Origin of the sequence: Kosakonia sp. R1.Fl, from assembly GCF_023516815.1 — a bacterium.
Taxonomy (GTDB): Bacteria; Pseudomonadota; Gammaproteobacteria; order Enterobacterales; family Enterobacteriaceae; genus Kosakonia.
In genome coordinates this window covers 2,205,297-2,218,243 of the sequence record NZ_JAMGSQ010000001.1, presented here as the reverse complement: position 1 = coordinate 2,218,243, position 12,947 = coordinate 2,205,297, and the positions used below count along the sequence as shown (strand labels likewise).

General features: G+C 53.3%; 14 protein-coding genes, 1 tRNA gene and 1 rRNA gene. 8 read left to right on the top strand and 8 right to left on the bottom strand.

Annotation, left to right across the window (positions count from 1 at the left end; translation table 11 throughout):
* Window positions 1-170 precede the first annotated feature (170 nt).
* From M8Q36_RS10275 to gmhB, 3 genes are all read right to left on the bottom strand, one after another.
* A tRNA-Glu gene (locus M8Q36_RS10275) sits at window positions 171-246 on the bottom strand.
* A gap of 83 nt (window positions 247-329) precedes the next feature.
* Window positions 330-1,869: ribosomal RNA gene (locus M8Q36_RS10270) — 16S ribosomal RNA — on the bottom strand.
* A gap of 373 nt (window positions 1,870-2,242) precedes the next feature.
* Window positions 2,243-2,809, bottom strand: coding sequence for a D-glycero-beta-D-manno-heptose 1,7-bisphosphate 7-phosphatase (gmhB, locus tag M8Q36_RS10265; RefSeq protein ID WP_249880801.1), 567 nt, complete (start codon window positions 2,807-2,809; stop codon window positions 2,243-2,245).
* A 189-nt stretch (window positions 2,810-2,998) separates the two neighbouring features.
* Here gmhB and metN point away from each other — a divergent pair, with 189 nt between their 5' ends.
* The 6 genes from metN (at window position 2,999) to proS (ending at window position 8,582) form a co-directional block, all read left to right on the top strand.
* Window positions 2,999-4,030 (top strand): methionine ABC transporter ATP-binding protein MetN, encoded by a 1,032-nt coding sequence (gene metN, locus M8Q36_RS10260; protein WP_020456628.1) that lies wholly within the window; start codon window positions 2,999-3,001, stop codon window positions 4,028-4,030.
* Window positions 4,023-4,676 (top strand): methionine ABC transporter permease MetI, encoded by a 654-nt coding sequence (locus M8Q36_RS10255; protein ID WP_017458024.1) that lies wholly within the window; start codon window positions 4,023-4,025, stop codon window positions 4,674-4,676. Before metN ends, M8Q36_RS10255 begins: the two co-directional genes overlap by 8 nt.
* 42 nt (window positions 4,677-4,718) lie before the next feature.
* Window positions 4,719-5,534, top strand: coding sequence for a methionine ABC transporter substrate-binding lipoprotein MetQ (gene metQ, locus M8Q36_RS10250; RefSeq protein ID WP_017458023.1), 816 nt, complete (start codon window positions 4,719-4,721; stop codon window positions 5,532-5,534).
* Between the two features lie 108 nt (window positions 5,535-5,642).
* A complete protein-coding gene (gene rcsF, locus M8Q36_RS10245) occupies window positions 5,643-6,047 on the top strand; it encodes an envelope stress sensor lipoprotein RcsF (protein WP_249880800.1) in 405 nt (134 codons plus the stop codon).
* Window positions 6,044-6,751 carry a tRNA (N6-threonylcarbamoyladenosine(37)-N6)-methyltransferase TrmO gene (gene tsaA, locus M8Q36_RS10240; protein ID WP_249880799.1) on the top strand — a complete coding sequence of 236 codons (708 nt, stop codon included), beginning with the start codon at window positions 6,044-6,046 and terminating at the stop codon, window positions 6,749-6,751. The genes rcsF and tsaA overlap by 4 nt, the downstream gene beginning before the upstream one ends.
* Window positions 6,752-6,863: 112 nt before the next feature.
* Window positions 6,864-8,582: a proline--tRNA ligase gene (gene proS / locus M8Q36_RS10235; RefSeq protein WP_249880798.1), complete on the top strand. Its 1,719-nt coding sequence runs from the start codon at window positions 6,864-6,866 to the stop codon at window positions 8,580-8,582.
* A 208-nt stretch (window positions 8,583-8,790) separates the two neighbouring features.
* Here the strand turns inward: proS and nlpE are convergent, their stop codons facing one another.
* Genes nlpE through M8Q36_RS10220 form a run of 3 tightly spaced genes read right to left on the bottom strand, consistent with a single transcriptional unit; the run spans window position 8,791 to window position 10,489 of the window.
* Complete coding sequence (gene nlpE, locus M8Q36_RS10230) at window positions 8,791-9,486, bottom strand: envelope stress response activation lipoprotein NlpE (RefSeq protein ID WP_249880797.1); 696 nt, start codon at window positions 9,484-9,486, stop codon at window positions 8,791-8,793.
* Between the two features lie 35 nt (window positions 9,487-9,521).
* Entirely contained in the window at window positions 9,522-9,944 is a 423-nt protein-coding gene (gene arfB, locus M8Q36_RS10225) for an alternative ribosome rescue aminoacyl-tRNA hydrolase ArfB (RefSeq protein WP_249880796.1), read from the bottom strand.
* Window positions 9,941-10,489 carry a YaeQ family protein gene (locus tag M8Q36_RS10220; protein ID WP_249880795.1) on the bottom strand — a complete coding sequence of 183 codons (549 nt, stop codon included), beginning with the start codon at window positions 10,487-10,489 and terminating at the stop codon, window positions 9,941-9,943. The genes arfB and M8Q36_RS10220 overlap by 4 nt, the downstream gene beginning before the upstream one ends.
* Window positions 10,490-10,684: 195 nt before the next feature.
* Here M8Q36_RS10220 and M8Q36_RS10215 point away from each other — a divergent pair, with 195 nt between their 5' ends.
* A complete protein-coding gene (locus tag M8Q36_RS10215) occupies window positions 10,685-10,885 on the top strand; it encodes a YaeP family protein (RefSeq protein ID WP_017458016.1) in 201 nt (66 codons plus the stop codon).
* Window positions 10,872-11,132, top strand: a complete 261-nt coding sequence (rof, locus tag M8Q36_RS10210) for a Rho-binding antiterminator (protein ID WP_017458015.1) — start codon at window positions 10,872-10,874, stop codon at window positions 11,130-11,132. The genes M8Q36_RS10215 and rof overlap by 14 nt, the downstream gene beginning before the upstream one ends.
* Before the next feature lie 27 nt (window positions 11,133-11,159).
* Here rof and tilS read toward each other — a convergent pair whose 3' ends face one another.
* Complete coding sequence (gene tilS, locus M8Q36_RS10205; RefSeq protein ID WP_249880794.1) at window positions 11,160-12,455, bottom strand: tRNA lysidine(34) synthetase TilS; 1,296 nt, start codon at window positions 12,453-12,455, stop codon at window positions 11,160-11,162.
* Window positions 12,456-12,517: 62 nt separating this feature from the next.
* Complete coding sequence (locus M8Q36_RS10200) at window positions 12,518-12,907, bottom strand: VOC family protein (protein ID WP_020456619.1); 390 nt, start codon at window positions 12,905-12,907, stop codon at window positions 12,518-12,520.
* Between the last annotated feature and the right edge of the window lie 40 nt (window positions 12,908-12,947).

Sequence of the window (12,947 nt, the reverse complement as noted above, 5' to 3'; positions counted from 1 at the left end):
GAAACATCCGCGTGTCGCGAAAATTTGAGAGACTCACAGAACAGTTCGCACTGTTCAGTGTTTCAATTTTCAGCTTGATCCAGATTTTTAAAGAGCAAATATCTCAAACATGACTCGCAAGTCAGTTTTGAGATACGGTTGGCAACGCCTTTCACACATTACCGCGCAAGTGGCGTCCCCTAGGGGATTCGAACCCCTGTTACCGCCGTGAAAGGGCGGTGTCCTGGGCCTCTAGACGAAGGGGACGTAAAGTCTCGCTCGCAAGACGCCTTGCTTTTACTTTTCATCAGACAATCTGTGTGGACACTGCAGAGGCAGGTTCTTTAAGGTAAGGAGGTGATCCAACCGCAGGTTCCCCTACGGTTACCTTGTTACGACTTCACCCCAGTCATGAATCACAAAGTGGTAAGCGCCCTCCCGAAGGTTAAGCTACCTACTTCTTTTGCAACCCACTCCCATGGTGTGACGGGCGGTGTGTACAAGGCCCGGGAACGTATTCACCGTGGCATTCTGATCCACGATTACTAGCGATTCCGACTTCATGGAGTCGAGTTGCAGACTCCAATCCGGACTACGACGCACTTTATGAGGTCCGCTTACTCTCGCGAGGTCGCTTCTCTTTGTATGCGCCATTGTAGCACGTGTGTAGCCCTGGTCGTAAGGGCCATGATGACTTGACGTCATCCCCACCTTCCTCCAGTTTATCACTGGCAGTCTCCTTTGAGTTCCCGGCCTAACCGCTGGCAACAAAGGATAAGGGTTGCGCTCGTTGCGGGACTTAACCCAACATTTCACAACACGAGCTGACGACAGCCATGCAGCACCTGTCTCACAGTTCCCGAAGGCACCAAAGCATCTCTGCTAAGTTCTGTGGATGTCAAGACCAGGTAAGGTTCTTCGCGTTGCATCGAATTAAACCACATGCTCCACCGCTTGTGCGGGCCCCCGTCAATTCATTTGAGTTTTAACCTTGCGGCCGTACTCCCCAGGCGGTCTATTTAACGCGTTAGCTCCGGAAGCCACGCCTCAAGGGCACAACCTCCAAATAGACATCGTTTACGGCGTGGACTACCAGGGTATCTAATCCTGTTTGCTCCCCACGCTTTCGCACCTGAGCGTCAGTCTTCGTCCAGGAGGCCGCCTTCGCCACCGGTATTCCTCCAGATCTCTACGCATTTCACCGCTACACCTGGAATTCTACCTCCCTCTACGAGACTCAAGCCTGCCAGTTTCGGATGCAGTTCCCAGGTTGAGCCCGGGGATTTCACATCCGACTTGACAGACCGCCTGCGTGCGCTTTACGCCCAGTAATTCCGATTAACGCTTGCACCCTCCGTATTACCGCGGCTGCTGGCACGGAGTTAGCCGGTGCTTCTTCTGCGGGTAACGTCAATCAACACGGTTATTAACCGTATTGCCTTCCTCCCCGCTGAAAGTACTTTACAACCCGAAGGCCTTCTTCATACACGCGGCATGGCTGCATCAGGCTTGCGCCCATTGTGCAATATTCCCCACTGCTGCCTCCCGTAGGAGTCTGGACCGTGTCTCAGTTCCAGTGTGGCTGGTCATCCTCTCAGACCAGCTAGGGATCGTCGCCTAGGTGAGCCGTTACCCCACCTACTAGCTAATCCCATCTGGGCACATCTGATGGCAAGAGGCCCGAAGGTCCCCCTCTTTGGTCTTGCGACGTTATGCGGTATTAGCTACCGTTTCCAGTAGTTATCCCCCTCCATCAGGCAGTTTCCCAGACATTACTCACCCGTCCGCCACTCGTCACCCGAGAGCAAGCTCTCTGTGCTACCGTTCGACTTGCATGTGTTAGGCCTGCCGCCAGCGTTCAATCTGAGCCATGATCAAACTCTTCAATTTAAAAGTTTGATGCTCAATGAATTAAACTTCGTAATGAATTACGTGTTCACTCGTTGAGACTTGGTATTCATTTTTCGTCCGAGGACGTTCAAGAATCCAGTCACCCTGAGTGCCCACACAGATTGTCTGATAAATTGTTAAAGAGCAGGTGCGACGCGCTTTAGCGCTCTGTCGCGAGGTGGCGTATATTACGCTTTCCTCTTTCAGAGTCAACCCTGAATTTCAGGATTTTTTCTCTTCAACCGAACCGGTTGTTTGTGTGAAGTGATTCACATCCGCCGTGTCGATGGAGGCGCATTATAGGGAGCCCGAGCTGAATGACAAGCGGAAAAACACATTTTTATTTCAACCGCTCATCTTTTCGTCATAAAGGCTATTTTTGGTGCTTTTTAATGGTTGCAGGCAGCTCCGCGAGGCTATTAATCACCCAATCGGCGCTATTTTCAGCTTCCGGCGTGACGGGTTTACCGGTGCGTACCAGTACTTTTGTTCCTACCTGTGCGGCAGATGCCGCCTGCATATCTTCCAGCTTATCGCCAACCATATAAGAAGCGGCCATATCAATGTGCAGAAAATCGCGCGCCGAGATGAGCATGCCCGGGTGCGGTTTACGGCAGTCACAAACCTGGCGGAACTCTTCTACTGTTCCCTGCGGGTGATGTGGACAATAGTAGATACCATCCAAATCAACACCACGATCGGCTAAAGACCAATCCATCCACTCGGTTAACGTTTCAAACTGCGCTTCGGTGAATTTGCCGCGCGCAATACCAGACTGGTTAGTCACCAGCACCAACGCATAACCCATTTCTTTCAGTTCGCGCATGGCATCAATAACGCCATCAATAAATTCAAATTCGTCGATCTCATGGACATAGCCGTGATCAACATTAATAGTGCCATCACGATCGAGAAAAATAGCGGGTACAGACTTTGCCACGGGTTTGCTCCTGAAAAAGGCATATGTTCTTAGTATCTCATGTTTCGCTACACAGGAAAGTGCTCATCGTTGATGAGTGACATTGATTTAGACGTCTGGATGCCTTACCATCCGCTCTGTTTACGGCTGAAAGTCGTAACCGGCAGAAGAAAATGCCACGGCTAACTCTCATACGATAAAAATAATCTAATGATTAAACTTTCGAATATCACCAAAGTGTTCCAGCAAGGGAACCGTACGATTCAGGCGCTGAACAACGTAAGCCTGCACGTTCCTGCTGGCCAGATTTATGGCGTTATTGGCGCGTCAGGGGCGGGGAAAAGTACGCTTATCCGCTGCGTGAACTTGCTTGAACGCCCATCGCAGGGCAGCGTTCTGGTTGACGGTCAGGATCTGACACAGCTGTCAGAAGCGGAATTAACCAAAGCCCGCCGCCAAATTGGCATGATCTTCCAGCACTTCAACCTGCTCTCTTCGCGAACCGTTTTCGGTAACGTTGCTTTACCGCTGGAGCTGGATAATACCTCGCGCGACGAGATCAATCGCCGGGTAACAGAACTTCTCGATCTGGTGGGTCTGGCAGATAAGCACGACAGCTACCCGGCCAATCTTTCCGGCGGGCAAAAACAGCGCGTCGCCATTGCTCGTGCGCTGGCCAGCAACCCGAAAGTGTTGTTATGTGATGAAGCCACCAGCGCACTGGATCCGGCAACCACACGTTCTATTCTTGAATTGCTCAAAGACATTAACCGTCGCCTCGGGCTAACTATCCTGCTCATTACGCATGAAATGGATGTGGTAAAACGCATTTGTGATTGCGTGGCGGTAATCAGCAACGGCGAACTGATTGAGCAGGATACGGTGAGCGAAGTGTTCTCCCATCCGAAAACACCGCTGGCGCAGCAGTTTATCCAGTCCACACTGCACCTCGATATTCCGGAAGATTACCTGCAACGCTTACAGGCGCAGCCGCAAACGGACAGTGTACCGATGCTGCGGATGGAGTTTACCGGTCAATCCGTCGATGCCCCGCTGCTGTCGGAAACGGCGCGTCGTTTTAACGTGAATAACAATATTATCAGCGCGCAGATGGATTACGCGGGCGGCGTGAAGTTCGGCATTATGCTGACTGAAATGCACGGCACCCCGGAGGATACGCAGGCGGCGATCGCCTGGCTGCAAGAACACCATGTAAAAGTAGAGGTACTCGGTTATGTCTGAGGCAATGATGTGGCTTTTTGCCCGCAGCATCTGGGAAACATTATTTATGACCTTTGCTTCAGGCTTGCTGGGTTTTATCGTCGGGCTGCCGTTCGGCGTACTGCTATATGTGACGCGTCCGGGTCAGATCATGCAAAACCCGGGGTTGTATCGCGTGATTTCCGCACTGGTGAATATTTTCCGCTCCATCCCGTTTATCATTTTGCTGGTGTGGATGATTCCTTTCACCCGTGTGATTGTTGGCACATCTATTGGTCTGTATGCGGTTATCGTTCCACTGACCGTAGGCGCCGCACCGTTTATTGCCCGCATGGTAGAAAATACTCTGCTGGAGCTTCCTGCGGGTCTGATTGAAGCATCACGCGCCATGGGCGCAACGCCAATGCAGATCATCCGCAAAGTTCTGCTGCCGGAAGCGCTGCCGGGGCTGATTAACGCGGCGACCATTACGCTGATTACCCTGGTGGGTTACTCAGCGATGGGCGGTGCCGTTGGTGCGGGTGGTTTAGGTCAGTTGGGTATCCAATACGGCTATGTGACCTACAATCCATTAGTGATGAATACCGTACTGATATTGCTCGTGGTTCTGGTTTACTTAATTCAGTTCGCTGGCGATCGTATCGTCCGGGCTGTGACGCATAAATAACGTTACACACAACATAACGACTCAGATAGAAAGGAAAATATCATGGCTTTTAAATTCAAGACCTTTGCAGCAGTTGGTGCTCTGCTGGGTTCTCTGGCACTGGCAGGTTGCGGCCAGGACGAAAAAGATCCGAATCACATCAAAGTCGGTGTGATTGTGGGTGCCGAACAGCAAGTTGCTGAAGTCGCGCAGAAAGTCGCAAAAGAGAAATATGGCCTGGATGTTGAGCTGGTTACCTTTAACGACTACGTGCTGCCGAACGAAGCGCTGAGTAAAGGCGACATTGACGCGAACGCTTTCCAGCATAAACCGTATCTGGATCAGCAGATTAAAGACCGTGGTTTCAAACTGGTTCCGGTCGGCAACACCTTCGTTTACCCGATCGCCGGTTACTCCAAAAAAATCAAAGCCCTGTCTGAGCTGCAGGATGGTTCTCAGGTAGCCGTTCCGAACGACCCAACCAACCTCGGTCGTTCCCTGCTGTTGCTGCAAAAACAGGGCCTTATCAAACTGAAAGATGGCGTGGGTCTGCTGCCAACCGTGCTGGATATCACCGAAAACCCGAAAAACCTGAAAATTGTTGAACTGGAAGCCCCGCAACTGCCGCGTTCCCTGGACGATGCGCAGATTGCGCTGGCGGTCATCAATACCACTTACGCCAGCCAGATTGGCCTGACGCCGGAAAAAGACGGCATCTTCGTTGAAGATAAAGACTCCCCGTACGTCAACCTGATCGTCGCGCGCGAAGATAACAAAGACGCGGAAAACGTGAAGAAATTCGTCCAGGCTTACCAGTCTGACGAAGTCAGCGAAGCGGCAAATAAAGTCTTCAACGGCGGTGCAGTGAAAGGCTGGTAATCTCCTCAGTCTGTAATATCATTCAAGGCGGGCGCAAGCCCGCCTTGTCATTTGTGCACGCGCCTGATTCAATAAGCGGCGTTAAGAAAATTACTTCGAGGATATATTATGCGTGCTTTACCGATCTGTTTATTGGCACTCATGTTAAGTGGCTGCTCCTTGCTAAGCAGATCTCCTGTCGAACCTGTAAAAAGCACCGCTGCGGCGCCAAAAGTAGAACCGGAGAAACCGAAAGTCACGCGTCTTGCCCCTGTACGGGTTATTACGGATGCCACTGAACTGGTGGGTAAACCATTCCGCGATCTGGGCGAAGTCACCGGTGAATCCTGCCAGGCTACTAACCAGGACTCTCCGCCGAATATCCCTACCGCGCGTAAACGCATGCAAATCAATGCATCTAAGTTGAAAGCTAACGCAGTTCTGCAGCACAGCTGCGAAGTGACCAGCGGCACGCCGGGTTGCTACCGTCAGGCGGTTTGCGTAGGTTCTGCACTGAATATCTCATCCAAATGAGTACATTTGCTTTCGAGCAAATCGGCGTTATCCGCTCACCGTATAAAGAGAAGTTTGCCGTACCGCGCCAGCCAGGCCTGGTGAAACACGGCGGCGGCGAACTTCACTTGCTTTCTCCTTATAACCAGCCCGATGCCGTGCGTGGCCTTGAAGAGTTCAGCCACCTGTGGGTGCTTTTCATTTTTCATCAAACGATGGAAGGTGGCTGGCGACCAACCGTGCGCCCGCCCCGGCTGGGAGGAAACGCGAGAATGGGAGTTTTCGCCACGCGTTCAACCTTCCGGCCTAACCCGATCGGCATGTCGCTGGTTGAGTTGCACGGCATCCGCTGTCAGAAAGATCAGGTGATTCTACAACTTGGCAGTCTTGATCTGGTCGATGGCACGCCGGTGGTGGATATCAAGCCCTATTTGCCGTTTGCTGAAGCCTTGCCACACGCGCAAGCCAGCTACGCGCAACAGGCGCCTCCTGCTGATGTCGCCGTCACCTTTACGCCGGATGTCGAAGCGCAGCTTAGTGGGCTTGAAAAGCGCTACCCGCATTTCAAAACCTTTCTGTGCGAAGTGCTGGCTCAGGATCCGCGCCCGGCTTATAAAAAAGGGGAAGAGCAGGGAAAAACCTACGCCGTCTGGCTGTTGGATTTTAACGTGCGCTGGCGCGTAACCGATGGCGGCTTTGAAGTGTTTGCGCTCGAAGCGCGCTAATTTTATCCCCCTCTCTTTTGGCATCTCTGCCAGGCTGATAAACTAAACCACTTTTTTCTGTGTCAGGCCTGTCTTAGGCCTGTTCCGATTGTCCAAATGGAACCGTAACAACATGCGTACTAGCCAATACTTGCTCTCCACTCTGAAGGAGACGCCTGCCGACGCCGAAGTCATCAGCCACCAGCTGATGCTGCGCGCCGGGATGATCCGCAAACTGGCCTCCGGGTTATACACCTGGCTGCCAACCGGTTTGCGCGTTCTGAAAAAAGTCGAAAACATCGTGCGTGAAGAGATGAATAACGCCGGTGCGATTGAGGTGTCCATGCCAGTAGTGCAGCCCGCCGACCTGTGGCAGGAAAGCGGCCGCTGGGAGCAATATGGCCCGGAACTGCTGCGTTTTGTCGATCGCGGCGATCGTCCGTTTGTCCTCGGCCCAACGCATGAAGAAGTGATCACCGACCTGATTCGTAACGAGCTGAACTCGTACAAGCAGTTGCCGCTGAACTTCTTCCAGATCCAGACCAAGTTTCGTGATGAAGTGCGCCCGCGTTTTGGCGTCATGCGCTCACGCGAATTCCTGATGAAAGATGCCTACTCTTTCCATACTTCACAGGAATCGTTGCAGGAGACGTACGATGCAATGTACGCCGCCTACAGCAAAATCTTCAGCCGTATGGGTCTGGATTTCCGCGCCGTACAGGCAGATACCGGCTCGATCGGCGGTAGCGCCTCGCACGAATTCCAGGTGCTGGCGCAGAGCGGTGAAGACGATGTGATCTTCTCTGACTCATCCGAATTTGCCGCCAACATTGAGTTTGCCGAAGCGCTGGCACCAAAAGAGCCGCGCGCTGCAGCAACGCAGGAAATGACGCTGGTTGACACGCCGAACGCCAAAACCATCGCTGAGCTGGTTGAGCAGTTCAACCTGCCGATTGAAAAAACCGTGAAAACCCTGCTGGTTAAAGCCGTTGAAGGCAGCAGCTATCCGCTGGTTGCGCTGCTGGTGCGCGGCGATCATGAGCTGAACGAAGTTAAAGCGGAAAAACTGCCGCAGGTTGCCGCGCCGTTGACCTTCGCCACCGAAGCGGAAATCCGCGCGGTAGTGAATGCAGGCCCAGGCTCGCTCGGCCCGGTGAATATGCCGGTTCCGGTTGTGATTGACCGTACCGTTGCGGCGATGAGCGATTTTTCTGCTGGCGCGAATATCGATGGCAAACACTACTTCGGCATCAACTGGGATCGTGATGTGGCGACCCCGGAAGTGGCAGATATTCGTAATGTTGTTGCTGGCGATCCGAGCCCGGATGGCAAAGGTACGCTGCTTATCAAGCGCGGTATCGAAGTCGGTCACATCTTCCAACTGGGCACCAAGTACTCCCAGGCGCTGAACGCCGCCGTGCAGGGTGAAGATGGGCGTAACCAGATCCTGACCATGGGTTGCTACGGTATTGGTGTAACGCGCGTAGTGGCTGCAGCCATTGAGCAGAACAACGACGAGCGCGGGATCATCTGGCCTGACGCCATTGCCCCGTTCCAGGTCGCGCTGCTGCCAATGAACATGCACAAATCTTATCGCGTGCAGGAACTAGCGGAGAAACTCTACGCCGAGCTGCGTGCGCAGGGTATTGAAGTGCTGATGGACGATCGTAAAGAGCGCCCGGGTGTGATGTTTGCCGATATGGAACTGATCGGTATCCCGCATACGGTGGTAATTGGCGATCGTAACCTCGACAACGACGATATCGAATATAAATACCGTCGCAATGGCGAGAAACAACTGATCAAAACCGGGGATATCCTCGATTATCTGGTCAAAGCCATCAAAGGCTAAGCGCCCCAACAAAAAGCCCCGCAATGCGGGGCTTTTTTATAACGACCGTAAAACCATATAACGGGTATCTGGTTTTGGCTCGGCCTTATTATCGCTGCGTTTAAATCAAGCATGACCAACAGAGGTTTCATCGTAAACGCAGGTTTCGCATGCCCTTCACGATAAAGCATGCCGCCTTCTGTTAAGGCGGGCTTTGCGCTGCTAATGCTTAATCATCACAGCCTTTATTGGGGCTAAACTTACCGCGTTTATTCGTCACCAGCACTTTCTGCGCCGCACCGGTGTCGGGGTTTGGCTCAACGGTAAAATGCCCTTCGACCACCAGCAGAATCGGTTTGGTTTCTGTTCCGCGCGCTGCCGCATAGTCGCGCTCAAGCTGCGCATTGCTGGCAACGGTTACCTTCTTGCCGGTTGCACAATCGGTAAATACCGCCGCATCAGCCATGTACATATACATGCCGCGCATCGCCATTGGCGTTGCCGGTAGCGCGGCTTTTACTGGCTGTAACGTGTAATTGAACTGAGAAGTGATGGGATTGCCTTGCTGGTCCAGCATCTCCAGCGCATCGCCTTTGGCGCGGAAAAAGGTTTTATCACCGTGCGTATCAGTGAGGATCAGTTTATCCGCCGTGCGCGCCCAGTTCCCATAGGTGGCAAACACCGCGGGCGCTTTTCCTCCCTGATAGCGTTGGTTCATCACCCAGCTACCGTCTTTATCCAGAAACAGAGAGGTTTCAATCCCTTCGCAATCCGCACAGGGCAATACACCGCGCCAGCTTTGCTGCATCGGTTTCAATTCTTCAACGTGTGTTGGCTGCACCGTCTCAACATCGCCACGGTTGTTACATCCGAAAAGCGCAAAGAGCGTACACCCCGCCAGCACCGCTAAAATCGCTTTTTTCACACCCGATTCCTTATGCTCAATTCTGTTAGTACCCGTCAGCCTTCATGGCCACGAACTTTACCGCGTAACGCCTTTACCGACGACTTTTGCGCCTTGCCCGATAACCGGCGCTCTTTTGATGCGCGGGTTGGGCGCGTTGCCCGACGGCTCTTTTGCACAACGGTTAATTCTTTAATTAACGCTACCAGACGAGCGATTGCCGCTTCGCGGTTCATCTCCTGGCTGCGATATTCCTGTGCTTTTATCACCACCCAGCCTTCGCTGCTAATCAGATGGTGCGACGCCTCCAGTAAACGCGCTTTGTAATACTCTGGCAGGCTTGAAGCCCGGATGTCAAAACGCAGGTGGATCGCCGTTGAGCTCTTATTGACATGCTGCCCGCCCGCGCCCTGCGACCGCACTGCCGTGATTTCCAGCTCTTCGTCAGCAATCGAAACTGAACGGGAGATCTCAATCATTGCGGCTGCTGCCAGGCTTCAAGGTGGATCTCCAGATTCTGGCTCTCATCCGATAACCAGATAGCGCCATCCTGCAACGTCGCTTGCAGCGTCATGGTACGATCGCTGGCAAACGAGCTCAACCCGGCCAGTTGCACATCATCCAGATACCAGATGCTCAGATTGCTAAATGCCGCGCAGCGCGACTGGTTCTGCTGCCACCAGATCTGCGCCGCGCGTGAATTATAGGTAAAAAGCGCCACCTCTTTCGCCTGTGAGCAGGCTTTCTTCAGCCGTTTTTCCTCCGGCAGCCCCAGCTCAATCCACAGATCGATACCCAGATAATCATTGCGTAGCCACAGTTCCGGTTCATCGTCGGCACTGAGACCGCGGGTAAATTGCAGGCGTTCATCCGCATATTTCATCCACGCCAGCAGGCGCAGCATCATGCGTTCTTGCGTCTCAGAAGGATGGCGAGCCAGCGTCAGCGTTGCATCTAAAAACTGATTACGATCCAAATCGGCAACGTTCACCGTCGCTTTATAAATTGTCGCTTTTAATGCCATGTCACCGCTCCTTCATAAAATGGTCGCTATTGTAGCGAATATAAGCATAAAGCGCTGTTATCTCTTGTCGCAGTGGATATTCATCGCCCTGATAATGACGAATAAGCTGTGGTATAGTCACCTTGCTAAACAGAGTTTAACTTCGTAGGCTTAGTGTTATCTCACAGTAAAGTCAGGTTGCTGACAGGAGGTGATGTGAACAATTATTGTGAGTTAGTACGCAGACGTTATGCGGAAATCGCCAGCGGAGATTTAGGGTATATCCCGGATGCGCTGGGGTGCGTGTTGAAAGTGCTGAATGAAATGGCGTCGGATGACACCCTTTCAGAGTCGGTCAGGGAAAAGGCGGCGTACGCTGCCGCGAACTTACTGGTGAGCGATTATGTCAATGAATGATGCCTATCAACCCATCAACTGTGATGACTATGACAACCTTGAACTCGCCTGCCAGCATCATCTTTTATTGAAGCTGGAAATGAAAGACGGCGAGGTGCTCAGCGCCAAAGCCAACGATTTAGTCTCACGTAAAAATGTGGAGTATCTGGTGGTTGATGTCGCAGGCGCCGCGCGCGAACTGCGTCTCGATAAAATTGCCAGCTTCAGCCATCCTGAAATCGGCACCGTTGTGGTGAGCGAGTCCTGACATTTTGCGGGCAGCGCCTGTTGCCCGTTATCTTCGCCACGCCAGCCGTACGCCTTTTTGCTCCGCGCTTTTCGCCCCTTCTCGCGTAACGAATAACCCCGCCGCCGCCATCAACGTTTCACCATAAAACAGCAGCGGCGTGGTATCGCGCTGCCAGGGCGCCACGCCAAGTTCCTGCCAGATTTTCTTCAGCTTGCGCCCGCCGCTGCGCCCGACGATATGCAACATACCGGGTGCCTGAAAACGGATCGAAACCGCCTCATCAGCGTTGGGGGGGCGAATGTCCCCACCCGTCACTAGCGACAACTCACCCAGACCCGCCGGTAATGTTAGCGGCTCGAAAGGTGCCAGCCACGGCAGTTGCGTATCACGCTGGCTTTCAATGGCGCGGATCCACCACAAGCACGACTGATAACGACGCACCTCGAACTCACCAAGTCGCAGACACGGTGAGGCATCTTCTCGCGCCAGCGCCACTTCCTGCCACAAGCGATCAAGCATGGCGCGTGACGGCATGACCGCGCCGCGCTGCGCCAGCCAGCGACGCAGCAGCGCCCGACGGCGCACATCGCTTAGCGCATAAAGAGGGACAAGCTCCAGCGCCCCTTCAGCCGTCGTCGCAGCAATAAGTTCCGCCGCCAGCAGCTCATCAAGTAACTGCTCTTGCTCGCCACACAGCGCGGCACTTCGCGCAACAGCGTCAGCGAAATGTGGCCAGCGTGCCGCCAGCACCGGTAAAACCTGCAAGCGTAAAAAATTGCGATCGAAGCTGGCGTCGGCGTTACTTTCATCCTCAATCCATGACAGCGCATGGTGAAGCGCCCACTGGTGCAGCTCATCGCGAGTTTGTGTCAGTAACGGACGAATAAGCTGGGTTCCGGCAAAAGGCATACTTTCGGGCATGGCCGCCAGCCCGGCAGGCCCGCTGCCACGTTTTAACGCCAGCAGGAACGTCTCGCATTGATCGTCCAGATGCTGAGCCGTCACCAGCACTTCACCAGGCATCAATGCATCCGCAAACGCCTGATAACGCGCATTTCGCGCCTGCGCTTCGATTCCTTCCCCGTTATTCACCACTTGAACACGAACGACGCTAAGCGGGATCTGCCAGCGCGCGCAAATATCCTCACAATGCTCCGCCCAGGCGTCGGCGTGCGGGCTAAGCCCGTGGTGAATATGAATGGCGCGCAGCCTGAGTTCGGGTAATTGCTGACGCCAAAGCATCAATTTATGCAGCAGGACGGTTGAATCCAGCCCACCACTAAACGCCACCAGAAACTGGCGCGAAGTGGTCGGCATTGATGCAAAAAAGGGCGTGGTCATAGCGATTATCAAAACGGAGTAATGCCCGGCACGTTACCGGGCATTAGCGGAAGTGGCAAGTATTACTGCTGGTAAAGCTCCAGCGGCAGGCCATCAGGATCGGTAAAGAAAGTGAAGCGTTTATCAGTGTAGGGATCGATACGGATTTCCTCGCACTGCACACCGTGAGCCGCCAGGTGCGCGACTGCCTTATCTATATCATCCACACTAAATGCCAGATGACGTAACCCGCAGGCTTCTGGCCGGCTGGGGCGCGCAGGCGGGAACGGGAAAGAAAACAGCTCAATCACATACTGGCCGTTCAGCGCCAGGTCGCCTTTCCATGAATCACGTGCTTCGCGATAGACCTCGCTTTGCAGCGTAAACCCGAGGATATCGCAGTAAAACGCTTTACTCTTCGCGTAGTCCGTAGCAATGATGGCAATATGATGAACCTGTTTTAAACCCAGCATAGTCTCTCCTTTTCTGAATGCCAGAACGTTACGCCTGCCG

Excerpts from the sequence above, each read along its gene's own strand:
- metN (WP_020456628.1), top strand. The coding sequence starts at position 2,999 with ATGATTAAACTTTCGAATATCACCAAAGTGTTCCAGCAAGGGAACCGT.
- M8Q36_RS10255 (WP_017458024.1), top strand. The coding sequence starts at position 4,023 with ATGTCTGAGGCAATGATGTGGCTTTTTGCCCGCAGCATCTGGGAAACA.
- metQ (WP_017458023.1), top strand. The coding sequence starts at position 4,719 with ATGGCTTTTAAATTCAAGACCTTTGCAGCAGTTGGTGCTCTGCTGGGT.
- rcsF (WP_249880800.1), top strand. The coding sequence starts at position 5,643 with ATGCGTGCTTTACCGATCTGTTTATTGGCACTCATGTTAAGTGGCTGC.
- tsaA (WP_249880799.1), top strand. The coding sequence starts at position 6,044 with ATGAGTACATTTGCTTTCGAGCAAATCGGCGTTATCCGCTCACCGTAT.
- proS (WP_249880798.1), top strand. The coding sequence starts at position 6,864 with ATGCGTACTAGCCAATACTTGCTCTCCACTCTGAAGGAGACGCCTGCC.
- arfB (WP_249880796.1), bottom strand. The coding sequence starts at position 9,944 with ATGATTGAGATCTCCCGTTCAGTTTCGATTGCTGACGAAGAGCTGGAA.
- M8Q36_RS10220 (WP_249880795.1), bottom strand. The coding sequence starts at position 10,489 with ATGGCATTAAAAGCGACAATTTATAAAGCGACGGTGAACGTTGCCGAT.
- rof (WP_017458015.1), top strand. The coding sequence starts at position 10,872 with ATGTCAATGAATGATGCCTATCAACCCATCAACTGTGATGACTATGAC.
- tilS (WP_249880794.1), bottom strand. The coding sequence starts at position 12,455 with ATGACCACGCCCTTTTTTGCATCAATGCCGACCACTTCGCGCCAGTTT.
- M8Q36_RS10200 (WP_020456619.1), bottom strand. The coding sequence starts at position 12,907 with ATGCTGGGTTTAAAACAGGTTCATCATATTGCCATCATTGCTACGGAC.